Origin of the sequence: Paludisphaera rhizosphaerae, from assembly GCF_011065895.1 — a bacterium.
GTDB classification, from domain to species: domain Bacteria; phylum Planctomycetota; class Planctomycetia; order Isosphaerales; family Isosphaeraceae; genus Paludisphaera; species Paludisphaera rhizosphaerae.
Genome location: NZ_JAALCR010000031.1, coordinates 38,993 through 65,214 on the forward strand (window position 1 = coordinate 38,993; position 26,222 = coordinate 65,214).

17 protein-coding genes are annotated in these 26,222 nt (G+C 63.7%); 10 read left to right on the forward strand and 7 right to left on the reverse strand.

The annotated features are described in order from the left end of the window. Window positions 1–100 precede the first annotated feature (100 nt). The 4 genes from G5C50_RS27075 (at window position 101) to G5C50_RS27090 (ending at window position 10,278) form a co-directional block, all read left to right on the forward strand. Entirely contained in the window at window positions 101–1,699 is a 1,599-nt protein-coding gene (locus G5C50_RS27075) for an efflux RND transporter periplasmic adaptor subunit (protein ID WP_165074106.1), read from the forward strand. A 54-nt stretch (window positions 1,700–1,753) separates the two neighbouring features. Continuing rightward, window positions 1,754–4,957 (forward strand): efflux RND transporter permease subunit, encoded by a 3,204-nt coding sequence (locus tag G5C50_RS27080; protein WP_165074107.1) that lies wholly within the window; start codon window positions 1,754–1,756, stop codon window positions 4,955–4,957. Between the two features lie 117 nt (window positions 4,958–5,074). Next, on the forward strand, window positions 5,075–8,632 hold the full coding sequence (locus tag G5C50_RS27085) for a WD40 repeat domain-containing serine/threonine protein kinase (protein ID WP_165074108.1): 3,558 nt from the start codon (window positions 5,075–5,077) through the stop codon (window positions 8,630–8,632). Then, the gene (locus G5C50_RS27090) at window positions 8,629–10,278 is read left to right on the forward strand and encodes a CRTAC1 family protein (protein ID WP_165074109.1); all 1,650 of its coding nucleotides are present in this window, start codon (window positions 8,629–8,631) and stop codon (window positions 10,276–10,278) included. Before G5C50_RS27085 ends, G5C50_RS27090 begins: the two co-directional genes overlap by 4 nt. Here the strand turns inward: G5C50_RS27090 and G5C50_RS27095 are convergent. Next, window positions 10,253–10,552 (reverse strand): helix-turn-helix transcriptional regulator, encoded by a 300-nt coding sequence (locus G5C50_RS27095; RefSeq protein ID WP_165074110.1) that lies wholly within the window; start codon window positions 10,550–10,552, stop codon window positions 10,253–10,255. The two genes, G5C50_RS27090 and G5C50_RS27095, sit on opposite strands and share 26 nt — an antisense overlap. Before the next feature lie 348 nt (window positions 10,553–10,900). On the opposite strand from G5C50_RS27095, the gene G5C50_RS27100 reads away from it, so the two are divergent. The 4 genes from G5C50_RS27100 to G5C50_RS27115 all read left to right on the forward strand — a co-directional run bounded on the left by G5C50_RS27100 (window position 10,901) and on the right by G5C50_RS27115 (window position 15,512). Next, complete coding sequence (locus tag G5C50_RS27100; RefSeq protein WP_165074111.1) at window positions 10,901–11,491, forward strand: hypothetical protein; 591 nt, start codon at window positions 10,901–10,903, stop codon at window positions 11,489–11,491. Window positions 11,492–11,755: 264 nt separating this feature from the next. Further along, complete coding sequence (locus G5C50_RS27105; RefSeq protein WP_165074112.1) at window positions 11,756–11,992, forward strand: hypothetical protein; 237 nt, start codon at window positions 11,756–11,758, stop codon at window positions 11,990–11,992. A gap of 371 nt (window positions 11,993–12,363) precedes the next feature. Beyond that, a complete protein-coding gene (locus G5C50_RS27110; protein WP_165074113.1) occupies window positions 12,364–12,951 on the forward strand; it encodes an RNA polymerase sigma factor in 588 nt (195 codons plus the stop codon). Window positions 12,952–12,956: 5 nt separating this feature from the next. Beyond that, the gene (locus tag G5C50_RS27115) at window positions 12,957–15,512 is read left to right on the forward strand and encodes a serine/threonine-protein kinase (RefSeq protein WP_240907386.1); all 2,556 of its coding nucleotides are present in this window, start codon (window positions 12,957–12,959) and stop codon (window positions 15,510–15,512) included. A gap of 6 nt (window positions 15,513–15,518) precedes the next feature. Here the strand turns inward: G5C50_RS27115 and xerD are convergent, their stop codons facing one another. Next, on the reverse strand, window positions 15,519–16,457 hold the full coding sequence (xerD, locus tag G5C50_RS27120; protein ID WP_240907387.1) for a site-specific tyrosine recombinase XerD: 939 nt from the start codon (window positions 16,455–16,457) through the stop codon (window positions 15,519–15,521). Between the two features lie 189 nt (window positions 16,458–16,646). Here xerD and G5C50_RS27125 point away from each other — a divergent pair, with 189 nt between their 5' ends. Beyond that, entirely contained in the window at window positions 16,647–18,059 is a 1,413-nt protein-coding gene (locus G5C50_RS27125) for a spinster family MFS transporter (RefSeq protein WP_165074124.1), read from the forward strand. Here the strand turns inward: G5C50_RS27125 and G5C50_RS27130 are convergent. The 4 genes from G5C50_RS27130 to modA form a co-directional block, all read right to left on the reverse strand. Further along, window positions 18,056–19,774, reverse strand: a complete 1,719-nt coding sequence (locus tag G5C50_RS27130) for a serine/threonine-protein kinase (RefSeq protein WP_165074115.1) — start codon at window positions 19,772–19,774, stop codon at window positions 18,056–18,058. The two genes, G5C50_RS27125 and G5C50_RS27130, sit on opposite strands and share 4 nt — an antisense overlap. A gap of 103 nt (window positions 19,775–19,877) precedes the next feature. Continuing rightward, window positions 19,878–20,987: a molybdenum ABC transporter ATP-binding protein gene (locus G5C50_RS27135; protein WP_165074116.1), complete on the reverse strand. Its 1,110-nt coding sequence runs from the start codon at window positions 20,985–20,987 to the stop codon at window positions 19,878–19,880. Then, complete coding sequence (modB, locus tag G5C50_RS27140) at window positions 20,984–21,652, reverse strand: molybdate ABC transporter permease subunit (RefSeq protein WP_165074117.1); 669 nt, start codon at window positions 21,650–21,652, stop codon at window positions 20,984–20,986. The genes G5C50_RS27135 and modB overlap by 4 nt, the downstream gene beginning before the upstream one ends. Before the next feature lie 22 nt (window positions 21,653–21,674). Next, complete coding sequence (modA, locus tag G5C50_RS27145; protein ID WP_165074118.1) at window positions 21,675–22,457, reverse strand: molybdate ABC transporter substrate-binding protein; 783 nt, start codon at window positions 22,455–22,457, stop codon at window positions 21,675–21,677. Between the two features lie 265 nt (window positions 22,458–22,722). Here modA and G5C50_RS27150 point away from each other — a divergent pair, with 265 nt between their 5' ends. Then, entirely contained in the window at window positions 22,723–24,195 is a 1,473-nt protein-coding gene (locus tag G5C50_RS27150; protein ID WP_165074119.1) for a UbiA prenyltransferase family protein, read from the forward strand. A 36-nt stretch (window positions 24,196–24,231) separates the two neighbouring features. Here the strand turns inward: G5C50_RS27150 and G5C50_RS27155 are convergent, their stop codons facing one another. After that, a complete protein-coding gene (locus tag G5C50_RS27155) occupies window positions 24,232–25,392 on the reverse strand; it encodes a WD40 repeat domain-containing protein (protein ID WP_165074120.1) in 1,161 nt (386 codons plus the stop codon). Window positions 25,393–26,222: the final 830 nt, after the last annotated feature.

Below are 26,222 nucleotides of genomic sequence, written 5' to 3' on the forward strand. Positions count from 1 at the left end.
GCGACCCAGTCGTCGTGCCCCGCACCCCGACCGACCGCCGTCTCTTCCCCGGCGCATCGGCTCAATTCGGCTCGTCGCCCACGAACCGTATCGAGGCATCATGACACGTTTTGTTCCGTTTCGCGTGACGTCCACCTGGACCTGGTCGATTCTTGGGCTGCTGGCTGCAGCGGCGGCTTTCGGCGTCTGGAGCTACTCGAAGAGTTCGTCCGCGCCGCCGGCGGAATCAGCCACTGCAACGGTCAAAACCCAAACGCCCCCCCCGGCGACGTCGAAGGCTGTGGAACGGGTCGTCAGGATCTCCGCCGAACAGCAGAAACTCATCGGCGTCGAGGTCCAGCCCGTGAACCTGGAACCTGAGACGATCATGGTCCGCGTTCCGGGACGAATCGCGCCCGACGAGAGCCGCTACGCGTTCATCACGCCGAGAGCGCCAGGGATCGTCCGCAGCGTCGCCGTGAGGATCGGCCAGGACGTCAAGGCAGGCGACGTGCTGGCCACGATCGAAAGCGCGTCGGTGGGCCAGGCCCGGCTCGACCTGCTGATGAATCTTCAGGCTCTCGACGTCGCCCAGACGCAGGCCGGCTGGCAGGAGATGATCCTGAAGAACACCCTGGAGTTGATCGATCGGCTGAAGGCTGGAGACTCGCCCGAGGTGATCAACGACAAGTTCGCCGACAAGCCGGTGGGGACCAATCGTGAACGTCTGATGACAGCCTACACCGCCCACCGGCTCGCCAAGGCGAATCTCGCCCGCCAGAGCGATCTCTACGACCAGGAGATCATCCGCGGCCGGCTCATCGAGGAATCAAAGGCCCGCTACGACGCCGACCTGGCCGCGTATCAGACGATTCTGGATCAGATGGGCTTTGAGACGACGCTGGCCAACACCCGCGCCCAGCAGGCCCTGCGGCAGGCTGAGACGTCCGTCCTCGTCTCCCGCGAGAAGTTGCAGGTGCTGGGGGTCGATCCGGACGACGACGATTACATCCCCAAAACCCTCCGGCAACGCATCGTCGAACAGCCCGTCGTGAAGCCCCCCGTCTCCCCCGGCGAGGTGGCGGCGACCGAACCGGTCGCGCCGAAGCCGCTCCCGGAAGAGCCCGCGAGTCTCTACAAGCTGAAGGCGCCCTTCTCGGGTACGATTCTCGACCGCGAGTTGATCGTCCCGGGCGTGGCCGTCGACGTGACGCATCGAATCTTCACGCTGGCCAACCTGGAACACGTCTGGGTCGAGGCCAACGTCAACCCCAGCAACCTCCCGTACGTTCACGACGGCGAGAACGTCACAATCAGCTTCTCGTCCGACGTCTACCCCGAGAAGCAATTCACGGCCCGGTTGCTCTACAAGGGCGACCTCGTCGCCGAGAAGACGCAGACCCTCACACTCCTCTCCCGCGCCGAGAACGCCGACCGCCTGCTGAAGCCGGGCATGTACGTCGACGTCGCCTTGCAGGTCCGGTCCGACGAGCAGGTCCCGTCGGTCCCCAGCGACGCCCTTCTCTCCGACGACGAGCGTTGGATCGCCTTCGTGCGGACCGGCCCCGAAGAGTTCGAGATGCGCGAGGTGAAAACGCGAGGCCCCGGCGAGGACCGGACGGCCGTTTTCTCGGGGCTTCGCCCCGGAGAGGAAGTCGTGACCCGGGGCGCGTTCAAGCTCAAGGCTGAGTGGATCCGCCTGGCCTCGTCCGACTCCTGAGGCCAGGCGCGTCGATTCCCCCCACCTTCCCGCAAAGCGAAGCTAGACGAGAATATGTTCGACCGTCTCATCGACTGGGCACTTCGCAATCGGTCGCTGGTCCTCCTCCTGCTCGTCGGTCTGTTGCTCTGGGGCGTGCGATCGCTTCTGAAGCTGCCGATCGACGCCACGCCCGACATCACCAACGTTCAGGTCATGGCGCTGACGAGTTCGCCGGGGCTGGGCCCGGTGGAAGTCGAGCAGTTCATCACGATCCCCGTCGAAAACGCGATGAATGGGATCCCCAAGATCCAGGAGGTCCGGTCGTTCTCGCAGTTCGGTCTCTCGGGCGTGACGATCGTCTTTGAGGAAGGGACCGACATTTACTGGGCTCGTCAGCAGGTCGGTGAGAGGCTCGTCGACGTTCGCTCGTCGATCCCGCCCGAGTTCGGCCAGCCCGAAATGGGGCCGATCACCACAGGTCTCGGCGAGGTCTTCCAGTTCGAGGTCAGGAACGCTCCCGACGCGGCCCGGCCACGCTCGCTGATGGAGCTGCGGACGATCCTCGACTGGGAGGTGGCCCGGCCCTTGAAAAGCGTCCCGGGCGTGGTGGAAGTGAACGCATTCGGCGGCGAGTTGAAGACGTATGAGGTTCGGCTCGACCCTGAACAACTCCTGGCCCGCAACATCCCGGTGAACCGGGTGTTTGAGGCGATCCGCCAGAACAACAGCAATGCCGGCGGCGGCTACCTCGAACGCCTGGGAGAACAGCGCGTCATCCGGGCGGTCGGCCTGGTGAGCGACCTGAAGGATCTGGCCGACATCGTCCTGGATACAACGCCGACCGGAACGCCGGTCTACGTTCGCGATGTGGCTGACGTTCGTTTCGCCCCCCTGATCCGCAACGGGGCCGTCACCCGCGACGGCCGCGGCGAGGTCGTCACCGCGACGGCCATGATGCTCGCCGGCGAGAATTCCCGCGTCGTCGTCGACCGGATCAAGGCCAAGCTCGACGAGATTCGCCCCCGGCTCCCCGAAGGAGTCGTCGTCGAACCCTACTACGACCGCGCCGTCCTCATCAGCCGGACGATCACCACGGTCGCCTCGAACCTGGCGGAAGGCGGCATCCTCGTTGTGGCCGTTCTTCTGGCGATGCTCGGCAACCTGAAGGCGGGGCTGGTCGTCGCCCTGGCGATCCCCCTCTCGATGCTCTTCGCCATCAACATGATGGTCTATTACGGCATCGCAGGCAGCCTGATGAGCCTGGGGGCGATCGACTTCGGCCTGATCGTGGACAGCTCCGTCATCATGATGGAGAACTGCGTCAGCCACCTCGCTCACGCCGACCGTCGCCGAAAGGCGGTCGACGTGGTCCGCGAGGCCGCCTTCGAGGTCCGCAAGCCGGTCGTCTTCGGCGTGGCGATCATCACGATCGTCCACCTCCCCTTGCTGGCGCTGGAAGGGGTGGAAGGAAAAATGTTCCGGCCGATGGCGCTGACTGTCGTCTTCGCCCTGGTCGGCTCGCTGATCCTGTCGCTGACGGCGACCCCGGTGCTTGCTTCCATGATCCTCAAGCCGGGCGCCTCGGAAGTCGAGACGCTTCCGGTTCGGCTGGGCAAGCGGATCTATCGCCCGTTCCTTCGCATGGCACTGGATCATCCCGTCGCCGTCGTATTGCTCTCGCTGATCGCGTTCGCGGCGACCATGCCGATCGCCTTGAGCCTGGGCGGCGAGTTCATCCCCAGGCTCGACGAGGGCGACGTGCTGATCGTCGTCACTCGACCGCCGTCCGCCTCGCTCAGCGAGAGCCTTGAGGACTCCACCCGGATCGAGAAATCGTTGAAAGCGAAGTTCCCCGACGAGATCGATTCCATTGTCTGTCGGACCGGACGCCCTGAGATCGGCATCGATCCCGCGGGGGTCAATCAGACCGATGTCTTCGTCTATCTAAAGAAGCACCAGGACACCTATCTCGACCTCGCGCTGAAGCCGATCCATCCCCTGATCGCTCTGTTCCAGGGGGGCGAACATGGTCGTTCCAAGGCCGAGTTGATTCGGGACATGGAAAAGGTCTGCCAACAGGAACTTCCCGGGGCCTTCTTCAACTTCGGCCAACCGATCGAGGTGCGTTTCAACGAGATGCTCGCCGGCGTCCGGGCCGACCTCGGCATCGGTGTCTATGGCGACGACCTGGAAGTCCTTCAGACCAAGGTGAACGAGATCGCCGCAGTGGTCGAGGACATCCCCGGAGCCGCCGACGTCAGGGCTCAGGTCCTCGGCGGCCTGCCGTTTCTGAGAATTCAGATCAATCGCGACGACATCGCCCGCCACGCCGTCAACGCCTCGTCCATCCTGGACGTGGTGACGGCCCTGGGAGGGAAGGTCGTCGGCCAGGTCATCGAGGGGCAGCGTACCTTCGACCTTCAGGTCCGCTTCGACCCCAGCGCCCGCGACGACGTGGATTCGATCAAGCGTCTCAAGATCGCCTCGGCCACCGGTTTGCTGGTTCCACTTTCAGAGCTGGCGGAATTCCGACTCGAAGACGGGGCGTACGAGATCTGGCGTAAAGACCGCCAGAGGCGGGCGATGGTTCAGGCCAACGTCCGCGACCGCGACCTGGCCACGTTCGTCTCCGATGCGAAGAAAAGAGTCGCCGATCAGGTTGAACTCCCACGGGGCTACTTCCTGGAGTGGGGCGGGACCTTCCAGAACCTGCAATCGGCCACCCAGCGGTTGACGATCGTCGTGCCGGTCGCACTGGCGCTGATCTTCCTCTTGCTGTACGGGACGTTCCAGTCCGTCAAGCTGGGAACGCTGATCTTCCTTTCGGTCCCTCTTGGAGCCATGGGCGGCATTCTCGCCCTCTGGCTGCGAGGGATGAATCTCAGCATCTCCGCCGGCGTCGGCTTCATCGCGCTGTCGGGCGTGGCGGTGCTCGACGGCCTGGTCATCGTCTCGGCGATCCGCTCTCGTGTGGAGACCGGTGAGCCGATGCGACAGGCGGTGGCCGAGGCCTCGATGGGGAGGCTGCGTCCCGTGCTCATGACGGCGCTGGTCGCGAGCCTGGGCTTTATCCCAATGGCCTTCTCCACCGGATCCGGGGCGGATGTTCAACGGCCGTTGGCGACCGTCGTCATCGGCGGCCTCGTCACAAGCACAGCGCTCAAGCTACTGCTGATCCCTGCTACCTACGCCTGGTTCGATCCGGGCGTCGCCGACGACGACGACGACGAAGAGGATTTTGAGGCCGGCGAAGGACTCCATAACGAAGGCGAATGAGCTCCGCGCGTGGAGCATCGCTTGTGGTCGGCCTCGCACGGATGCTAAACTACGCCCGATAGTCCTTTCTCGGGCCTTAGGATGGGCCCGCACCGCCCTCGAATCGTCGAGGACGTCATGTCGACGACTGCGCCCCAGAACGAATCGGTTCGAAAGCGCCGGGAGGCGTGCGACCGGCTTCGTCGTCGACTTGAGGAGTCGAGCACGGCCCGAGTGGAAGGGATCCTCGCCGACGAGCCGAGCCTGGCCGCCGACGACGACGCGATTCTCGACCTGATCCTCGTCGAGATGGCCGCCCGTCGCACTCGAGGCGACGAACCGTTGGCCGCTGAATGGGAGGCTCGCATCCAGGAGATGGTCTCCACGCCGCGACGGCGCGAGGCCATCTTGAGCCTTCTCTCCACTGAGATGAAGACCCTTGGGCCAAGCCCTGGGACCGTCGTCCCGCCTGCCGGGCCGCGGGTACGTATCGGCCGTTACCATGTGCTGGAGGAGATCGGCCGTGGCGGTATGGGCGTCGTGTACAAGGCGCGCCAGCTCACGCCAGGTCGAATGGTCGCGATCAAAATGATCCTTGCCGGCGACCTCGCCAACGCGCGCGAGAAGGCCCGCCTCCGCACCGAGGCCGAGGCCGCAGCCAAGCTGGCCCATCCCAACATCGTTCAGATCCTTGACGCCGACACGCACGAGGGCCTGCCGTTCCTGGTGATGGAGTACGTCGACGGCGGAACGCTCGCCCAGATGATCCGAGCCCTGCCCCAGCCGATCCGCTGGTCGTCTCGACTGACCGAGACCTTAGCGCGCGCCATCCACACGGCTCACCGTTGCGGCATCGTTCATCGCGACATCAACCCGTCGAACATCCTGATGACTCAGGCCGGAACGCCCAAGATCGGCGACTTCGGCCTGGCCAAGTTCGTGCTCGCCGACGGCGGCAGCCAGTCCGGTCGACTGCTGGGAACGCCCTCGTACATGGCGCCCGAGCAACTCGGAGACGCAGTGGGGGAGGTAAGCCCCCGCACCGACGTCTACGCGCTGGGGGCGGTCCTCTACGAGATGCTCACCGGAACCCCGCCGTACCGCGGCTTGACCCCCATGGAGACGCTCTGCCAGGTGGCGGAAGGAGAAATCGTCCCTCCGTCGAAGCTTCGCCACGGGCTTCCCGAAGACCTGGAGACGATCTGCCTGAAATGCCTGGAGCGAAATCCGGCCTCCCGTTACAACGACGCGCTCGCCCTGGCCGACGACCTTCAAAGATTCCAAAACCGCGAGCCGATTCGGGCGAAGCGCACGCCGCGTCTGCGCCGGCTCATGCAGTGGGCTGGCCGCGAACCTCAGGCCGCGGCTTTCCTCGTCCTTAGCATCCTACTTCTCTCAGCCCTGCTGACGCTTGCGACCGTTGGCATCATCCATGTCAAGGACCTCTACGCGGATGGCCAGCGTCAGCGCAACGAGCTCGACATCCAAAAGACGATCCGCGACACCTTCAAAAGCCGTGTCGACACCGAGAACGACCTTACGCAGCGCAGCAAGTACGACCACGATCTCAGTCGCGTCTTCGACCATGCGGGACGCAACGAGCTGGAGGTCGCCATCGAAGGCTTCGACGAGTTGCGTCGCAACGCGCCTGGAAAGCGCGGCTTCGAGTGGCGTTACGTCGACGGCCTGATCCACTCCTCGGCCCAACTGTTGAGCAACGAGGCGGCCCACAAGGCGCCCGTTCGACACCTCGCCACCTCACGCGACGCCCGAACCCTGATCACGGGAGACGTCGACGGCATGGTCGTCGAGTGGGACCTCGACTCGCTCATGCATACTCAGGTCCTCGCGAAAGGGAACGCGGTTCCGGTGCGTGGGCTTGCCTGCGCCAGCGATCTCCAGGGCCGATCCACCAACTACGCGGCCGTACACGTCGACGATGATTCGGCCGTCGTTGACGTGTGGGGAGACCGAGGCCGAACCGGCCACTGGAGTTTCAAGGAGACGCTCCGCGAGGTCGCCGAAATGGGCTTCACCCAGGACGGGAATCGACTCGCGGTCCGTTGCCGGGTTGCTGCCGACGCCCCCTGGCGCACCATCTTCTTCAGCCTCCGCGACGGCGAATGGATCGAAGAAGAGGCCGACGAACTCCCCGACACCAGTTGGTTGTCCTTCTCCCACGCCGGCGATCAGATGGCCGTGGGTCTTGGGGACGGTTCGGTCCTCCTGCTCGGGCCGAGACCAGGTGATCGAAGGCTACTCCGAACACCTGAATTCGCACGGCCGATTTCGGCATGCTTCTCCGCAGACGGAGCATCCTTGGCGACAGGTTGGTCCAATGGCCAGGTGGTTCTCTGGAACGTTCTCGAAGGCCGTTCCCAGGCCGAGTTGGAATGCGTCGACGGCCCCCCTTCCTACATCGCCTTCTGCCGAGGCGGACGCGGGCTCGTGATCCTTGAGGGGACGCAAACGCTCGCCGTCCACAGCCTCGAAAGCCTGGGCACTCGCAGAACCTTGACGACGATCGGCAAAGCGCCGATCCGCCTGGCGACCTCGCCGGGGGGAGACGCCCTGGTGGCCGGTTACGAATCCGAGTCAGTGCGATACTGGAACCTCCAGAAGCCCGCCGAGGAACCCAAGGTTTTGAGCCGGTTCCGATCCCCGAGCTGCCTGGAGTTTTCGCCGGCCGGCGGAACCCTGCTCATGAACTTCGATGAGCCGTCGGTCTTCGTATGGAAGACGCCGACCGCCACCCCCCCGCGGCTGGCACTTGCCGGCCACCAGGCGGAAGCCTGGGCGCTGGCTTTCTCGACCGACGGCCGAATCCTTGCGTCTGGGGCCGACGACCATCAAATCAAGCTCTGGAACGTCGCCGACGGGCGAGAGTTGGCGAGCATCGAGGCCCATTCGCAAACCGTTTCGGGGCTTGCATTTTCTCCAGACGGGGCACACCTCGCCAGCGTGAGCCTCGACGGCTCCTGGAAGATCTGGCGAGTCGTTCGGTCCGATGCCGACGCCTCCTCAGTCCGCCTTGAAATCCTTCGTGTCCTCCGGCCCGAGGGTCGGAGCCAACTCCGATGCGTAGCCTACTCCCCGGACGGCAAGCGAGTCGCCGCATCCGGTCTGACGCCGGACATCCTGCTCGATTCGGCCCCCAATTACGACGCCCCGGCGACCATCTCCAACGCCCACACGCAGATGGTTACAGCCATAGCGTTCTCAGAGGCCCAATCGGTCGTCCTCGCTTCCGTTTCTTGCGACGGCCGGCTCAAGATCTGGAATACCGACGACCAGACCTGCTTCGCCGACAAACGAGGCGATGGATCGTTGATGGCCGTCGCGTTCCGCAAACCTGAAGGCTCGCTCAGTTCGATGCTGGCGTTAGGAGGGTCCCAGCGAGTGATCCAAATCCTCGACATGGGAACCACAGACTTTGTGCGAGCGGTTAAGGGACATCCCGATTCCGTCCGCGCCCTGGCCTTCTCGCACGATCGGCTCACGCTCGCCACGGGATGCGACGACGGCTGCATCCGCCTCTGCGACGCCGAAACCCAAGAAATCGTCCTGCGTCTAAACGGCCATAATGCCCGGATCAACGCCGTCGCTTTCTCGCGCGACGACACGGTGCTCGCCACCTGCAGTCATTCCGGCGAGGTCTTTCTCTGGAAGGCTCCCCCCCCCAGGTCTGCTCCGTGATCCGCCTGCTTCCAGCGCTCCTGCTGGTGGCGACCGCCCTCACAGCGAACGCCGCGGACATCTGCTTCGAAGATGTCGCACGATCCGCTGGGATCGACTTCCAGTTCCACGCCGGCTCCCGAGGACGCCATGACCTCCCGGAGATCATGGCCGGCGGCTTAGCCCTGTTCGACGCGGACGGCGACGGGCTTCTGGACGTCTTCCTCTGCCAGGGTGGACCAATCCAGCCGACCCCCGGCGCAATTGATCCCCCCTGCCGTCTCTACCGCAATCTCGGTGGTCTCAAGTTCGAGGATCGAACAGCGACCGCCGGCATACCTGGCCCCAGTTACGCGATGGGGGTCGCCCCTGCGGACTTCGACGGGGACGGCCGAATCGACCTCTTCGTCACGGGGTGGCGAGGACGACGACTCTATCGGAATCTAGGCGACTGCCGCTTCGAAGACGTCACTGTCGCCGCGGGCGTCGCCGGCGAGAGTTGGACGACCGGAGCCGCTTGGGCCGACCTCGATGGAGACGGCGATCTGGACCTCTACGTCGCCGGCTACGTCGCTTTTGATCCAGCCGCCGCCCCCTACTGCGCCGCCCCCGACGGTCGTCGCGACTTCTGCGCGCCCGAGGACTTCGACCCCGAGCCCGACCACATCTACCGGAACGACGGCGGCCGATTCGTCGACGTCGTTCGCGAAGCCGGCTTGCCGCAAAGGGAGGAGCGCGGACTCGGCGTGTTAATCGCTGATTTCGACGGCGACCGACGCCCCGACGTCTTCGTGGCGAACGACGGCGGCCGCTGCTGGATGCTGGCGAATCGCGGGGGCCTCCACTTCGAGGACGTCGCCGAGGCAGCCGGCACGGCCCGCGACGGCGGGGGGCGAGCACTCGCTGGAATGGGAACGGCCGCCGCCGATCTCGACGGCGACGGCCTCATCGACCTGGCCGTCACCAACTTCCTGGGCCGTTCAACGATCGCCTTTCGAGGACTCGACGGCCGGGGCGGCTTCCGCGATGAATCCAGCCGTCTGGGAATCGCCGCCGCCACTCGCGAGGTACTCGGGTTCGGCGTCGTCGCGGCTGACTTCGACGCCGACGGCCGCATCGACCTCCTCCAGGCCAACGGCCATGTCCTCGACCGCGCCCGCCTCGGCGTCCCCTTCGCCATGCGCCCGATTCTCCTACAGGGTCGTGCAGGCGGTTTCGACGACGCCTCGAAGCGGGGAGGCCCCTGGTTTTCGCGTCCTGCCCTGGGGCGAGGACTCGCCGTGGGCGACCTGGACGACGACGGCCGACTGGATGTCGCCGCCGCGTCGCTCGACGTTCCGTTCGCCCTTCTGGTCAATCGGACGCCTGCCGCCTCGGTCGTCCACATCGACCTCGTGAACCGTCAGGGCGTTCCCGCGATCGGGGCCCGCGTGACGGCTCGGATCGGAGGCCGGACGGAGGTTACGGGTCTGGTCGGCGGAGCCGGGTACCTCTCGTCCTCACCTCCCCGGCTGACATTCAGCCTTGGTTCGGCTTCAGCGATCGAGACCCTGGAAATCGCCTGGCCCTGGGGAGGCGTCGAGATCCGCCGCGATATTCGGCCGGGAATGCCGCTGCGCATCGTGGAAAACGCTCCGGCGGTCAGTCCTGATCCGCCTGACCGCTGAACCTCGGCCCGTCGCCGGTAAGTAGCCAGTTGGGATTTGCGCCGGTCACCTCCAGAAATCGCAATAGCGCAGGTCCGGGCATCGTAGCGCCGGACTCATAGCGCACCCAGTTGCGGTAGGGGACGTCGATGGCCGACGCCAGCATCGGTCCCCCATGCTCGCCGTAAAGCTCTAGCCGGATCTCGCGCACACGCCGCGAAACCTCGCGTTTGAGTTCGTTCCACTCCGCCGAGTGGGATTCAGAATCGCCCATCTCAACCCCGTCACAACTCATTCACTTGCCCCTACGCCTCTCGGACAGGAAGGACGACCCCTTCCCCGAGGCTACGCCTCCCTAGAGCGAGGAGCTTGCAAATCGCCTCATTTAACCAGATACAGGCCATTTATAACTCTTCAAATGACCCATGGAGCCGATTCTCGGTTTCCACTTTGAGGGATCGCACCGTCAATCTCGAGAAGCAGCGAATTTTTCTCGTCAGAAATCTCGAACTTCCGGAATCCGACCTGTCGCCGAGGCCGGCGGATCACGGTGGATGATGTCGAGGGAGACGAGAACCCGCAACCGCCTCCCGAAACAGGCCCTGCCGATTTCGGATTGTCATCATTATTAGGGGTTGGACCGGTGTCACTCGCCTCACGTCACGAGATCGAACGGCTGGCCGGTCGGATCCAGAACGCCTGCCGTCGGCGAGGCTTCCGATGGCATGACGGCTGCTCGACGGCCCGCGTTTGGGAGGCCGCCGCGCTCGCTCTGATCCAATGCCACATCGAGGATCCCGAACTGCCGGTCGACCCGGAGTTGTTCGTGGCCTCCCAGACGGTCGACAACCCATGGACCGACCTGGCCTCACCGCTCGCCCAAAAGCGTTATCGAAATCAGGTCGTGACGATCATACGCCAACTCAGAAGCGAACTAGCCCGCGAAATCCGTCGCGCCGAGGAATTGATCGAACGAGGACGTTCGATTGGCGACGTTGTGGGAGGCGCCAACGCCAAGCTGTCGCCACTCGGCCGCTACATCGTCGCCCGAAGGGCCCTGAGGCCCGATCTCGCCGATGAATGGAGCCGCGAGGCGCTGGCCCAACACGACAGTTGCCCGCTGTACCGGTCGGCATGCTGCGACTTCCTTCCCGTCGAAGCTTATCCCGTCGGGATCGAGCTTACATCGCCAGCGTCGATCCGAACCTATTCGACGCTTTCCTCGCTCAACTAAAAAGTGCGTCTTTTACCACCGGTTCAATTCCAAATTCGGCGAGTTTCGACATAAGTTCTATTCGCCGAATATAGATATCACCGATCGAATTTGGGAGCACGGTCGAGAGACGTCGCCGCCGCCGTCTCAACCTAACACCGTCTCCACCTAGACTTTGGTCGCCCCCCACCCGCAGTTCTTCTCGCTCGTCGCGCCGATTACGCTTTTCAAGACCCAATCTCTCATCCCTTAGCTTTACCTAATCCTGCCTGAGGAGGCCTGACCATGCGCACGCGCCGCGCTTTCCGCCCCGTCGTCGAAACGCTGTCCCTTCGTCTTGTCTTGTCCACCCTGGCCACCACCGATCCCATGGCCCCAATTCTAGTTCCGAAAACATCACCCACGGTGAGCCCGCTTCCGACGGATCCCGTCAAGATCACAGATACCACGACGACCGACGAAACTTACGTCGGTTCCGACACCTCGACGAGCATCGATCCTCCCGCCACGGTGAACGCCTGAGGCCACTTTCCGGCACGCAGAACCGCCTACCTAAACAACATTCTTCCCTCCCGCCGGATGAATGTTGAAAAAAAGCAACACTCGCCTTCGCATTCAAGCTATTTTTTGACTCCTGGGACTTGCTTGATCAGGAATCACATCTTATCTTTCCATGAGTTTGCGACTCCGTTGGTGGAGACGCGAGTCCCTTGATGCGTCGTCGCCTGAAATCCCCCCCGAGACCTCTTCCCGAGGTGCCGTACATCGTTACAATTAACGAAGTCGCTCAAGGCTGGGATCCTGAGATGACGCCTAACTTCTCGGAAACGACATCAACTATCGCCTGAGGCGACCGTCGATGCTTCCCTAGACCCACGCGGGAGGGGCCCATCATGGCGCCGTTGTCGAATCGCGGGATCGACGACGATCTGAGCCAGACGCTTAAAGAAGCACAAAGTGGCGATCAGCTGGCCTGGGAAAAGCTCTTTCGAGAGTATTATCCCAAGGTGCGCCGCGTTGTCAGGCGCAAGATGGGCCACTCGATGAGATCGGTCTACGATTCGACCGATTTCGCCAGCGATGTCATGAAAAGCCTGGCAGCAAATCTAGGCCGGCTCGATTTCCCCTCCTCCGAGCATCTCGTTGCTTTTTTGGCCCAGGTCGCGGAGCAGAAGGTCGTCGACGAATATCGTCGCCGGCGGACCTTGAAACGCGATGTGACCCGTGAGCGCCGCATCGAGGCCGCCTCGACACCCGTCCAGCTTGCTTCCGACGAGCCCACCGCAAGTCAGTTGGCCCAGGCCAATGAAGCGGAAGCGATCCTGCTGAGCCAGCGGGATGAAATCGAGCGGACGATCATCGACCTGCGTCGGCAGGGGCATGACAACAACGACATCGCCGATAAGACCGGCTGGAACATCCGAAAGGTCCAGCGGTTTCTCAAACGCCTCCACGACTCGCTGCACAGCGGAGGGCGGTAGGCTCTATGAGTGGTTTCGATTCCGACGATGTGAGCGCAGATGGTCTGGAGCGCATCGACGTCGAAGTGGAACAATACCGTCGATACGTCGCCAGTGCTCGACACGTTGCTCTTCGACCTTACTGGATCGGTCGCTCCCCTCAGGCTCAGCTGATCAACGAGGCGGAACGTCTCGTATGTCTCACCGCTCTTATCAAGGAAGACCTGGGACGTCGCTTCGAGCAGGGCGAATCCCCTTCGGTGTCGGCCTATCTCAAAGAATTCCCCGAACTACGCGAGGCCTCCAATCGCGTCGTAAGTCTTGTGTACGAGGAGTATTGTCTTCGCGAAGAACGCGGCGAGCCGCTTGACGTCGATTCGTTCTGTGACCGCTACGCTCCCTGGAAGGACTCCCTTAAAGCTCAGCTCGGCTATCACCGCATCCTGAGTCAAGCGGCTGGGCTGACGCCTCCTCGACCTTCCTTCCCCAAGGAAGGAGAGTGGTTTGAGGAATTCGAGCTTCTGAAGCAGATTGGCAAGGGGGGGTATTCGCGAGTTTTCCTGGCCGCTGACCATTCGTTGGGCGGTAAACGGGTCGTGCTGAAGGTGGCTCTCGACCGCGGCCGCGAGGCCGAAGCCCAGGGGGCGCTCGACCATCCCCATATCGTTCCGGTCAATTCCGTCGCCTTTCCAGACCAGGGGGAGTTTCGCGGCCTCTCGATGCCCTACCGGCCAGGGCTCCCTCTCGACGACGTGGTTCATCGTCTACGCGTCGACGGACGCCGTCCCCGATCGGCGTCGGAACTCTGGGACGCCATGGCTGCGGGAGTTCGCAACTCGGCCGCTCCTATCAGCGAAGACCTGGCCAATGCCCTGAAGGTTGGGCCGAACAGCGACGGTTGGCGTGGGTTCCCCATCAACGGCTCGTTCGCACAAGGAGTCGCCTGGATCGGGATGGTGCTTGCACGAGCCCTGGCCTATGCGCACGATCACCGGACTTTTCACCGCGACGTGAAGCCGGGGAACGTCCTGCTGACCGTCCAGCACGGCCCGCAACTCCTGGACTTCAACCTCGCCCAGTCACCGCACTCCGCCGACGAGGCCAATTCCGCCTTCCAGGGGGGAACTCTCCCCTACATGGCCCCCGAACAGATCGAGGCATTCCTCAATCCGGCGCGGTGGGCCGACGTGTCCGATCCAGCCGACGTTTATTCACTCGGACTCGTGCTCCGTGAGCTGCTCACCGGCGAGCCGCTTGACGCCCCTAACGGCAAACTTTTGACGCCCAGAGCTTTGCAGAATCTTCTGGACCGCCGCCTCTGTCTGGCGTCGGACATCCGCCGTCACGCCCCGAATACCCCGCACGGCCTTGAGGCGATCGTTCAGAAGTGCCTCCTATACGATCCAGAAGAACGGTACAGCGCCCGTCAGCTCGCCGAGGACCTGGAACGATTCCTGCAGCGTTTGCCGCTCATCCACACCGAAAACCCGTCCCGCACGGAACGCCTAGGCAACTGGGCTGTGCGAAATCGCCGCCTGCTCGCCGCCAACGCTTTCTACCTCGCCGTCCTCGCGTTGATCTCGCCACTGCTGATCCAGAAGGCGACTCTCCTCCTCTTGCCCGACCTCAAGAACCAGCCAGACATGCACCGCGCTGTACGAGCCGTCGATTCCGGCTCATACACCGAAGCGGTGCCGATTCTTGAGAATCTGGTCAAACTTTATCCCGACTCTTCTCTCCTGCACTTCTACCTGAGCTTCGCCCGGAACGGGGTTGGTTCGTCCATGCCTTCACCGGCTCAGTTCGACTACGCCAAGGCGATCAAGCTACCTGGGGCCCACGAGGAACTTCGGGCCTGGTCGGCAGGTCGTTCGGAAGTCGTCGAGCATCTCATTGCATTTGCGAACAGCAGGCTGGGACATTACAACGACGAAACCCAGAAGAACCGGGACATGACCCCCGAGGAACTGGCCCCGCTGCGCGCGGAACTCGAGACGGCAGCCGACGCCTTCGAGATGGCCCTTGAACTTTCCAGCGTCCAGAATCTCCCTTTGGTCTCAGCCGACGCGCTTCAAGGGCTTGCCACCATCGCCGAGATCCACAGCGATCTCGAAAAGGCCTATGAGCGCCTTACGGCCGCTCTCGAGACCACCATCGACCCGAAAGAGGCGACCCAGAAGGCGCTGCTCGGCTCCCTTCGGACGCAACGCTGCCGAGTCTCGATCAGGCGCGCGAAGAAGGCCATCGAAGCGGATGATGAGGCTCGTGCAAAGGCTCTGCCGCAGATGGACGAGGCGCTAGCCGACCTGGATCTCGCGGATACGTTGAACAAGGCCGTGAATCAGTCGCTCCGCCGAGGATGCCGCACAGAAGCGTTACTGACGAGGAGTCTCCTGCATCATCGTCTGGGGAACGATGAACGCGGGCGAACCGATTGTCTTAACGCCAAGGAAGCCTTGGACGACTGGATTGATATGGCTCGTGCCGAGGGCAATCCGATCGATCAGACGTTCGAAGACGAATACCGCCGTCGACACCGGGAACTCTTGCAGCGCTTTCCCACCTCGACCGACTCGGGATAACGCCAATCAGGTCGACGACGTTCCAGGTGCCGACCGGGGATGAAAGCGTGCGTGGACCTGACGGAGGCGACTGAGTTCGACACGCGTGTAAATCTGGGTCGTCGCGATGGAGGCGTGTCCAAGCATCTCCTGCACGGCGCGCAGATCGGCGCCGCCGGCCAGAAGATGCGTGGCGAAACTGTGACGCAAGGTGTGAGGGCTGACTCCTTCTGGGAGACCCGCCGCTCTAGCGTGTTGCTTCACGATCCGCCACAATCCGACTCGCGAAAGCGGTTTGCCCGAACGTGTTACGAACACGGCGTCCGTACCGGCCCGCCCGGCGGTCAACACAGGACGATCGCGCTTCAGGTAGGTGGTCAAGGCTTCCCGAGCCCTTGATCCGATGGGAACCACCCGCTCCTTATCGCCCTTGCCGATACAACGCGCCAGCCCCGCTTCCAGGTCGATGTCATTGGGGCGTAGGCCGACGACCTCCGAAGCCCGGCAGCCGGTCGCATACAGCGTCTCAAGAGCCGCTCGGTCGCGACGTCCTAAACGAGTCTCGGCTGTCGGAGCCGACAGCAACCGCTCCACCGCGGCGGGGCCGAGGACGACCGGCAATCGATCCCACACCGCCGGAGCCGTCAGCAGTTTGGCAACGTTGTCCGCCAGCTTGCCCTCAAGCACGAGATACCGGAAAAACGTGGAGAGGCTCGCGAGATGTCGCGCGACACTGCTGGGAGCAAGCCCTCCCTGGACCAGCGCATCGACATACCCCCGAAGCGTCGGAACGTCCAATTCGGCGATCGGCCCCGAGGCGTGTTCGCGACGCCAACCGAGGAATCGCATCAGATCGGCCCGATAAGCAGCCAGCGTATGCGGCGACACGCCGCATTCGGCCATAAGATAGTGAAGGAATGGACCGACCGGATCCTGGCTCCGGCCCGGACGATACGCGGTGGTCACGGAGTTCTTCCCCTGCCGAGAATGGAGGCGGCGCACACGGTCATTCACCTTGAATCGGCGCTGCTCTGGCGGTGACTTCACCTCGGTTCAAGCGCGACGGCGGATGCGTCGGTCTCGTCAGGAGAGCCCGGGGCGGGTATAAAACAGAGTTGACCCACGCGATTTTCCTCGACGAGGCTTTTCTTGAAGATGTCGTCCCCCGCATCCGGCTCGGCCGGAGTCGCTCCCGCGTCTCCCCGTCTGCTCCCGACCATCGGCGGCCCCAACTTCGCCCTCGCCGTGTTGTTCGGGATGAATCTCCTGAACTACATCGACCGCTATTCGTTCTTCGCCGTCGGGGTGGATATCAAGAAGTCGTTCGACATCGACGACTTCTGGTACAGCGTGTTGGGCGTAGCCTTCATGGTAGTGTACACGGTCGTCTCGCCGGTCATGGGCTGGCTGGGAGACCGTTACGACCGCCGTCGACTGCTGGCGGGTGGAGTCGCGCTCTGGAGCTTCGCGACGGTCGGTTCTGCATTCTCACTCGATTTCTACCACATGTTCTTCTGGCGTTCGCTGCTGGGAGTGGGTGAGGCAAGCTACGGCGTCCTCGCTCCAACCCTGATCGCTGACCTCTTCCCGGTGGAGAAGCGCGGGAAGGCGATGGGACTCTATTATCTGGCCCTTCCGCTCGGCGGTGCGCTCGGCTACGCCCTTGGGGGCTGGATCGGCGACCATTGGGGATGGTCGCGAGCGTTCCTGATCGTCGGGCTCCCCGGGCTGCTGGCCGCGGTGGCGGGGCTCTTGATCCACGACCCCGGACGCGGGGCGTCTGAAGGGGGCCAGCCGACCGGCTCGACCGATCGGCCGAGAATGATCGACTATCTCCGGTTGTTCAAGATTCCTACGTACGTCTTGAACACGGTTGGCATGGCCGCCGTGACGTTCGCGACGGGGGCGTACGCCGTCCATGGGGCGAACTTCTACCAGACGGTCCGCGGCATGTCCATGACCCGGGCGACCTCCTCGATCGGCATCCTGACCGCTCTGGCCGGCCTTTTGGGGATCGCTCTGGGGACGGGTCTAGCGGACTTCACGATGCGGTTCACCCGACGAGCCTATCTGCTCCTCGCGGCGATCGTGACAGCGGCGGCGGTTCCCCTCGGGCTTCTCGCCATCCTGGAGAAGGACACGGCCGTATCCTTGGGGCTGCTCTTTGGGGCGATGCTCCTGACGTCAATGGTCCTGGGCCCGTGCAACACGGTCATCGCCAACGTCGTGCCGGCGAACAAGCGAGCCTCAGGCTTCGCTCTGTACATCTTCCTGATCCACGTCTTCGGCGACATCAGCTCGCCGGTGATCCTGGGATGGATCTCGACGTTCTTCGGCAGGCCTGACGTGGCCGAATCATGGCTGGGCTCCTTTTTCTCCTCGCTGGGCGCGACGCCCACCGGCGACGAGAACTTGACCGTGGCCATGCTGGTGGTCGCTCCCGTGCTGGCGGTTGGAGCGGCGTTCTTCCTGTTCGGCTCGCGATATCTTCCCGAAGACCAGCAGCACGTAAAAGACGCGGCGGCAGCCGCCGGCGTGGAACACGTTGAGGCGAACGTCTACCACTAAACGGGTGGCGGCTCCTCCGCCCGGGTCAAGAGTGGATCGTCGGGATCGGGTTCGCCCGGCGCGTCGATCCCCGGGAAATCGCGAACGACGAGCGTGGGACCGTGGAAGTCCTCGGAATCGATCGGCCGCTCTGTTTTAGAGTCCGGCTCGATCGGCTGGTGTTCTCGCCACCACACCTCGGCCTGATCGGCCGACCAGCCGCCGGCGTCCCGGCAGGACGCCAGAAGCCTCCCCAGTTCGCCGGCATCGGCCGGACGATCCTCGGGGACTTTCGCCAGACAGCGGAGCACAACGGCCTCCAGGTCGGAGGGGATGCTGGGTTCGAGGCGTGAGGGCGGCTCAACCTCGTCAGAAACGTGGGCCAACATGACAGCCACGGCGTCGGGCCCAAGGAACGGGGGCCTCCCGGTCAGCAGAAAGTAGGCGACCGCCCCAAGGCTGTACAGATCGGCCCGGCCGTCGGCGATCCGGTCTCGGGCGACTAACTCCGGCGCCATGTAGAGCGGCGACCCCGTCACGATTCCCTCCAGCGTGACCATCGGCGCATCGGCGTCGGCGATCAACTTCACAAGTCCGAAGTCGAGCACCTTGGCCACGTCGTATCGAGCTCCTCGATACGCGGCGAAGATGTTGGGAGGCTTCAGGTCGCGGTGGATCAATCCTTCCAGGTGAGCCTCCCGAAGGGCCTCGCAGACTTGCCGCAGCAGGTAGATCACTCGAGAGGCCGGAAGCCGACCGTGGACGTCGACGAGTTCCTGTAGGCTCAGTCCGGGGAGATACTCCATCACGTAGAAGAACCGGCCGTCCTCGGTCCGCCCATAGTCGTAGACGTCCACCGTGTTCCAGTGCGAGAGTTTGGCTGTGGCTCGAACCTCGCGCTCGAACCGCCTGCGGGGGGTCTCGCTGTCAGTCAGTTTGGGAGCGATGAACTTGAGCGCGCAGGGCCGCTTGAGGAGGCAGTGCTCGGCCAGATAGACCTCCCCCATCCCCCCGCTGCCGATCTTCTCTTTCAACCGGTACTGGTTGATGGCGTGCTCGCGGGCCGCCTCAGTCCGGTAAGCGTTGATTGTGCGGACACCAAACACCGAGCCCGCAACGGCCGTCGCCAGCACCACGACATGCTCCGCCAGATTCTCAAGGCTCATGGCCGGATCGGATCCGACGAGAGCCCGGAAATCGGGCATTACCACGTAGAGAAGGCCAACCGCAGCCAGCGGAGCCAGAGCCATCGTCAGAATCATCCCCAGAGCGCGTCGCCAGTGGTTGGGGATGAAGACTGCGTAGATGAAAATCAGGGCCGTCATCACGGCGAGGTCGTTCTTGAAGAAGCTCGCCAGCCTCCAGGCGTCGACGTCGGGGTCGGGAACGCCCCGTCTCATGGCGAGAAACAGGTCGAACGCCGTGTAGAGAGTGATTCCGCCGAACAGCAGCGTTTCGATCCCCCGCAGGCGTCGCAGCGAGGGCTTCGCTCGATCGCTCAAGAGGACGGAGGCCGCAACGAGTAAGATTCCAAGCACCAGCCGTCCGAGAATCCCAACGGTCCGGCGGCTCGGAACAAGAGAGCCCTGAATCAGAAAGGCGACGTAAGCTCCGGCCAGCACGATCAGGCACGCCCTGAGTCGGTCGTGGAGCAGGTTTCGAAATTCTTCCGCCGCGGCCTCATCGCTGTGCGCGATCCAGTTCCGTGGTGCAAAGGTCTCGGGCAGATCTGGCACGCCGTGAACTCCAGGCAAGGACGTGGGGAAGCGGGGATGGAGCGCATTGTCGGCTGCCTTCCCTGAACGCTATATGAATCCCCCGAGCGACGCGCTGCAAGAATCAGTCCGAGGAGCACTCAACGCGGACGCTCCGCGCCTTGATGATCATCGTCACGGGGCGTCCCGGCGCCAGGCTCAACTCGCCGGCAACGGAGGCCAGGACTCCGACGAACCAGCGCAGATCGCCGGTGCGGATGACCACCTCGGCCTCGCGGCCGTGCGCGGCGACCGCTTCTACCACTCCCTGGACCTGGTTCCTCGCGCTGAGGCCAGCGACTGGACCGACCGCCAGCAGGACATCGTCACCGTCCACCTCGGCGGTCGTAGACGCGCCGATCGGCAGATCAGTCCAGGGAACGATTAACGAGGGTCCCCCGTCGAGGTCGATCCGGGTCCATCCGCCGCCCTGGCTCTGCTCGGCGACAGCCCCCGCGAAGGCGTTGCGTACTCCCTCCAGGTGCCTGAAAGCCTCCCGAGAGGTTTCCGAGAGGACTTCGGCGGGGGGGCCCTCGGCGACGATCCGACCGTTCTCCATCAGGAACAGCCGAGTCCCCAGAGTAATCGCCTCCGCCGGGCTGTGGGTGACATAGAGAATCGGAATTCCCTCAGCCCTCTGCACGCTCCGAAATCTGTCGAGCAATGTGTGGCGACCAGGGAGGTCCAGCGCCGAAACCGGCTCGTCGCAGAGCAGCAGCCGAGGCCGCGGCGCGAGCGCCCGCGCGAGGCCTACCCTTTGGCGTTCCCCCCCGGAAAGCGTGGCCACCCGACGGCCGAGCAAACCGGTCACCCCGCAGAGGGCCGCGACCTCCTCCGTCCGCCGGACGCAGTCAGACCGCGAGGCCCCTCGCAGTCCGAAGCCGATGTTCCTCGCAACGTCCAGGTGCGGAAACAAGAGATCGTCCTGAAAGATCATCCCCATCCGACGTCGTCTGAGTGGGACGTGGAGGCCTCGGGCCGAATCGAGGAGGAGTTCGCCGGAGAGCGAAATCCGTCCGGAGTCGGGCCGCGAAAGCCCGGCCAGTAATCGAAGGAGCGTCGACTTCCCAGCGCCTGAGGTTCCGAAGAGGACGCCGATCTCGTCACCCAATTGAACGGTCGCGTCGATGGTCAGGCCCTCATGGACCCGACGTGTGACGTGTGCGTCCAGGAAGGTGGACGAACCGCCCCTCAAGGCTTCCGCTCCACAGCGGGCAGCGTCCGTTGCACGAACGCCAACGCCGCGATTGAGATGAACGAGATCCACAGGGTCAATCGAGCCGCTCGCGCCGAGTCACCCACCTGAACGGCGTCGTAGAGCGCCAGCGAGGCCGTCTGGGTCAACCCTGGGATGTCGCCTGCCACCATCATCGTCGCGCCGAAGTCGCCCAGAGCTCTCGCGAAGGCCAGCGCGGTCCCTGCGGCCAGGCCGCGCCAGGCCAGAGGAAACGTCACGGCCAGAAAGACTGAGGCCTCGCTTCGCCCCAGGAGCCTCGCCACATCCTCCAGACCAGGGTCGACGGCCTCAAACGCTCCGCGGGCCGGCAGCAGGAACAGCGGGAACGCCGCAACCGCTGACGCCAGCACGGCCCCTGACCAGTGAAAGACGAGAACCACGTCGAGATTGCGTTCCAGCCACGACCCCACCCAGGCGCGACGGCCGACGATCTGAAGCAACAGATAGCCCAGGACGGTCGGCGGCAGAACGAGCGGAAGCACCATGACGCCGGCGATGAGACCCTTGCCGGGGAACCGCGTTCTGGCCAGCAGATACGCAGCCGGAAGCCCCAGGAGAACCACCAGGCATGTCGCCGAGGTCGCTACCTTCAGAGACAGCCAGAGCGGCACAAGATCCGTCATCGCGCGTCGCCTCGGGTCAGGTTCAAGGTTGCGGTGACTGAAACCCGCGCCGTTCCAGAATGAGCTGCCCGTCTTCACCTCGGAGGAATTCGATGAACCGCCGCGCCCGCTCCTTTTGAGTCGATCTCGCCACGATTCCAAGGCCCTGAATCCGAGGCGGATAGAGCGAAGGGTCGACATCCACGACCTTCGAAGCACCACCATCGACGAGCGAGCGACTGACGAGAGCCGCATCAGCGTTACCCTGTTCCACGTGCATCAAGGCCTGGGACACGGATCCGGCGATGACAAGCTTGGGCTGAAGGAGGTCCCAAAGCCCGGCCTTTTCCAGGGCGTTTCGGGCTGCCTGGCCGTAAGGGGCGATCTCTGGATTGGCCAATGCGATTTTGCGGACGCCCGGCGCCTGCAGATCGGCCAACGAGGCGACCTCGCCGGCGACGCTTGGATGAACAAGCAGCACCAACGCTCCTCGGGCGTAGGGGACGACGGAGCCCTTCTCGACGACTCCTTGAGCTTCGAGCGCTTCGGGGCGACTCATGTCGGCCGATAGAAAGACGTCGAACGGCGCGCCGCCGCGAATCTGCTCGGCGAGGTCGCCGGAGGCGCCGAAGCTCGGCTCCGCGACGGAGTCGTCGCGAGCCTTGTACGCCGCGAGGAGATCGGGAAGAGCCCGCTGGAGGTCGGCGGCCGCCGCGATTCGAAGCGGCGGTGTTTCGGGGCCGACCACGGAATTGCCGCCGCAGCCAAGGACCAGCGACAGCATTAAGATCATCGACAGGCTGATCGGCCGCAACGCTATGTTCATCGGATCATCGGTCCTCCGGAGGCCTCTCGGAGACGCGGCGAGTGAAGCTCGGTTATTATAGCCCGACCTTCGATGATGGCGATGAGGTTGCGACCTGGCGTGATATCGGGTAAGAGGAATCGTCAGGCCGTCGCCGCGGCCTCCCACCTCGACTTGATCCCGCGATGGGAAGCGGGAGACAATCTCCGGACGACGTCGCGCACGCTCGTCCCGACGCTGCAACGGCGCCAAGCCGCCTGAACTTCGAGGAAAGGCCCCGCCAAGGATGAAGACGGAACAGTTTCTCCAGCACCACGGCATCAAGGGCAACCCGTTCAGCGAGGAAGACGCCCAGACCGACACCGTCTTCAAGCGGCGATGCCTGACGACGATCCACCACCCCGCCTGGAGCAAGGTCTTCGGCGAGCCGGAGAATCCCTCGACGGCCCTCGTCTTCGGCGAAAAGGGGAGCGGGAAGACGGCTCTGCGGCTGCAGATCACCTCGGAGATCGAGCAGTACAACCAGGCCAATCCCTCGGACCGAGTCTTCGTCATTTCGTACGACGACTTCAACCCGTACCTGGACAACTTCCGATCGGCGACGCGGTCCTCCGACACGACCCAGGTGCTCAAGCGCTGGCAGCTTCAGGATCACATGGACGCGATCCTCTCGCTGGGCGTCACCCACCTGGTCGACCTGCTGACCTCGGACAAGGTGGATCTCTCGATCCTCAGCCTCGACCAGCGCCGCGACTTGCTCCTCCTGGCGGCTCTCTACGATTCCTCGACGGGCGAGCCGATCGAGCGGCGATGGAGTCGCTTGCGGCGTCGCTCGGGCTTCCGCCCGCTCTGGAGCCGTCGTGATCTGCAGATCGGATTCGGGACCACGCTGGCCGTGATCGCCCTGGCCTACCTCTTCCCCGCTCTGCGGTCCTGGACGCTACTCCCCTGGCTTCTGGTTCCACTGGCGGCCGGCTGGCTTTACTGGGCCTGGCGGCTCGCCCGCGCTGAGTGGTACTCCCGCGACATCCGCCAGGGGTTGAAGGTCCTCAACCGCGACCCCTCTGCTCTACGATGGGAACTGCTTTGGTTCAGCCCCACCGACCTCGGCGGCCAGCCCATGCCGACCGCCTCCAAGGGGCGAGCGGAAGAGCGATATGAACTCCTCCGGAAGTTCCAGGGGGTTCTCAAGACGCTGGGATACGGCGGGATCATCGTCCTCATCGACCGCGTCGACGAACCGCAGCAGATCGAGGGCGACCCGCGCAAGATGAGGGCCTTGATCTGGCCTCTACTCGACAACAAGTTCCTTCGTCATCCCGGCATCGGCGTGAAGCTGCTGCTGCCAATCGAGCTTGCGTACTACCTGGAGAAGGAAGACAAGGAATTCTACGATCGAGCCCGGCCCGACAAGCTCAACATGATCAAGCCCCTGCGCTGGACTGGTCCCTCGCTCTACGACCTCGCCAGCGACCGGTTGCGAGCCTGTCAGGCCACCCCATCGGAGGACGGCGACGGCGTCCGCCTCCGCGAGTTCATCGACGACACCGTCAGCGACGATTACCTGAAGGAATCGCTGGGGAGTCTCCGCACACCGCGGCACCTCTTCAAATTCCTGCACCGGCTCGTCGAGGAACACTGTCATCGTCACACCGAGGACCAGCCTCGGTGGACGATCGACTACGACACGTTCCGCACGACTTTCGCGTCGTACATGCGCGATCTCGACGCGTTCGACAGGGGCTATGGGCACGGTTGACCTGACCCATCGCCCCGAGGAGTCTGGTTGAACGTCTCAGGCCCGGCCAGAGCGTCGCGAGGAACTCGCATCGACGGCCGGCGCCTCGAGACGGGTGGCGAGCGGGGCCGGCAAGGCGAGTCGCCGAAGATTCACGTGATCCGGTACGCTCGACAGGGCCATCCAGACGCCGTCGGCCGAGAAATCAAGCGTGCGGACCCAACCTGTCTCCCCATCCAAGATTCCAGCCGAAGTCCCAGTCGTCGCATTCCAGAATCGGATGCGGTAGTCGGAACCGGCGGAAGCCAGCACACGCCCGTCGCGGGAAAACGTCAGGGCGTGCGTCTCGCGGTCCTCGGCTGGGCAGGTGGTCCGCAGGACGCCGGCGGCGACGTCCCAGATCTCGATCTGCCCAGAGTCGTCGTTCAGCCGGCTGACGGCGAGTGAGTCGCCCACGGGAGACATCGCCATCGTCAGGATCGGGCGTGAGGCGTCCTCAATCCCCGAGAAACGGGCGAGTGGACGTCCCTTTTCGAGGTCCCAGGTCTTGATAGCGCCGTCGAAACTGAGCGAGATCAGAAGGCGAGAATCCGAGGTGAACATCATCTTCCGTACAGCATCCTCGTGGCGACCGAGGATCGACGAGATACGTCCCTTCTCGGTGTCGACCATGTGAATCCTGCCGTCATATCCACCGAGCGCCAGAACTCGGCCATCGGGAGAGAACGCCAGCGCGCGACACGAACCGACGTCATTCAAGGTCTTCGGAGCGTCGTCTTCGCCCGTCCAGTTCCAGAGCGTCAGCCCCTCGATCCCCACAGCGGCGACGCATCGTCCGTCGGGGGAGAGCGCCGCTCCGTAAAGCTCCCAAGGCAGAGTCAGGCAGGCCAGTTCGCGACCGAAGCCGTCGCCCCTCCCCGCCTCAACGTCCCAGATCCGAACGGTGCGATCCCAGCCCGAAGTCAGCAGGGTCTTACCGTCGCCTGAAAAGCGGATCGTCTCGATCAGACCTAGATGCCCTTCGAGTTGGACGCCCTGTTCCAATTTCGAGGCGGGCTCCTCTCCGACCATCGCCGCACCGATTCCCAAGATCACAGCCAGCACGCCCAGCCGCCCCCAGGTCAAGAACGGCAGTCGCACCCCCGCGCCCCGAACGTGTTGGACTTCAGCGTCCCACGCCTCGTCCGCCTCCTCGATTGCTCTCCTTCCGCCCCCCATCGCCGTTCTCCTCTCACCTTCTCAGCGCAGCCGAGAAACTCTGGACGACCTAGGCGCGTACGCGTCCGAGGAACGCCCCGTGGGGTTCTTCAAAACTGACTCAATATGCCTGGCCCACCACTCCACATCGAGCGACGGCCGCCCGGCAGGCGACCGACCTGGCAACGACTGGAGACCTCGACCGTGATCTGCGGTGCCTCATCGCACTGATGACGCCGCTCTGCTGCCTAGCACGACCTTCAGGTTGTGGGCATTTTCTGACTCTAACAGTTCTCAGCGTTCTCCGAAATCCTTCGGTCCCAAGATTCGCGACGTTGATTCCGGTATTCACCACGCCGCGTCGGGGGAGCCAGCACCTCGTCTAACAGATTCTATAGGTCAAATCCTTGCACCCACGATCTCGTGACACCAATTCACAAAAAAAGACAGCCTTCACCGCGGCCGCCAGAACAACCAGCCGTTATGGCATGGGTCAAAACATTACCTGTCATTCATGCACACCAAATGGCCGACGGAGATTCACAACGGCATCACAAACTAACAACCGAAAATGACTTAGACGCTCTGACAGCTCAGAGCGCAGGGGTCGACACCCTTGCGAAGACAAGAGTCCCTGCAGCGACGTTCGCCCATAGATCAGGAGCGAGCGAAAGTCGGAAGGAGTTCTGCCTGCAACAGGAGAAAGTGCGGTCGGATTGAACCATGCCCGCCCTGGCTACACGGTCGATCTCAACTCGATTGACGTTCGCCGCCTCGCGATGCGCTGAATCTGAGGCTTCGAATCCTTCCTGGACTAAGTCCAGAACGGCCGCTCTAGACCGATTTCCAAA

Bases quoted from the DNA above. Each gene is read 5' to 3' on its own strand.
- G5C50_RS27075 (WP_165074106.1), top strand. From the start codon at position 101: ATGACACGTTTTGTTCCGTTTCGCGTGACGTCCACCTGGACCTGGTCG.
- G5C50_RS27080 (WP_165074107.1), top strand. From the start codon at position 1,754: ATGTTCGACCGTCTCATCGACTGGGCACTTCGCAATCGGTCGCTGGTC.
- G5C50_RS27085 (WP_165074108.1), top strand. From the start codon at position 5,075: ATGTCGACGACTGCGCCCCAGAACGAATCGGTTCGAAAGCGCCGGGAG.
- G5C50_RS27095 (WP_165074110.1), bottom strand. From the start codon at position 10,552: ATGAGTTGTGACGGGGTTGAGATGGGCGATTCTGAATCCCACTCGGCG.
- G5C50_RS27105 (WP_165074112.1), top strand. From the start codon at position 11,756: ATGCGCACGCGCCGCGCTTTCCGCCCCGTCGTCGAAACGCTGTCCCTT.
- G5C50_RS27110 (WP_165074113.1), top strand. From the start codon at position 12,364: ATGGCGCCGTTGTCGAATCGCGGGATCGACGACGATCTGAGCCAGACG.
- G5C50_RS27115 (WP_240907386.1), top strand. From the start codon at position 12,957: ATGAGTGGTTTCGATTCCGACGATGTGAGCGCAGATGGTCTGGAGCGC.
- G5C50_RS27125 (WP_165074124.1), top strand. From the start codon at position 16,647: ATGTCGTCCCCCGCATCCGGCTCGGCCGGAGTCGCTCCCGCGTCTCCC.
- modB (WP_165074117.1), bottom strand. From the start codon at position 21,652: ATGACGGATCTTGTGCCGCTCTGGCTGTCTCTGAAGGTAGCGACCTCG.
- modA (WP_165074118.1), bottom strand. From the start codon at position 22,457: ATGAACATAGCGTTGCGGCCGATCAGCCTGTCGATGATCTTAATGCTG.
- G5C50_RS27150 (WP_165074119.1), top strand. From the start codon at position 22,723: ATGAAGACGGAACAGTTTCTCCAGCACCACGGCATCAAGGGCAACCCG.
- G5C50_RS27155 (WP_165074120.1), bottom strand. From the start codon at position 25,392: ATGGGGGGCGGAAGGAGAGCAATCGAGGAGGCGGACGAGGCGTGGGAC.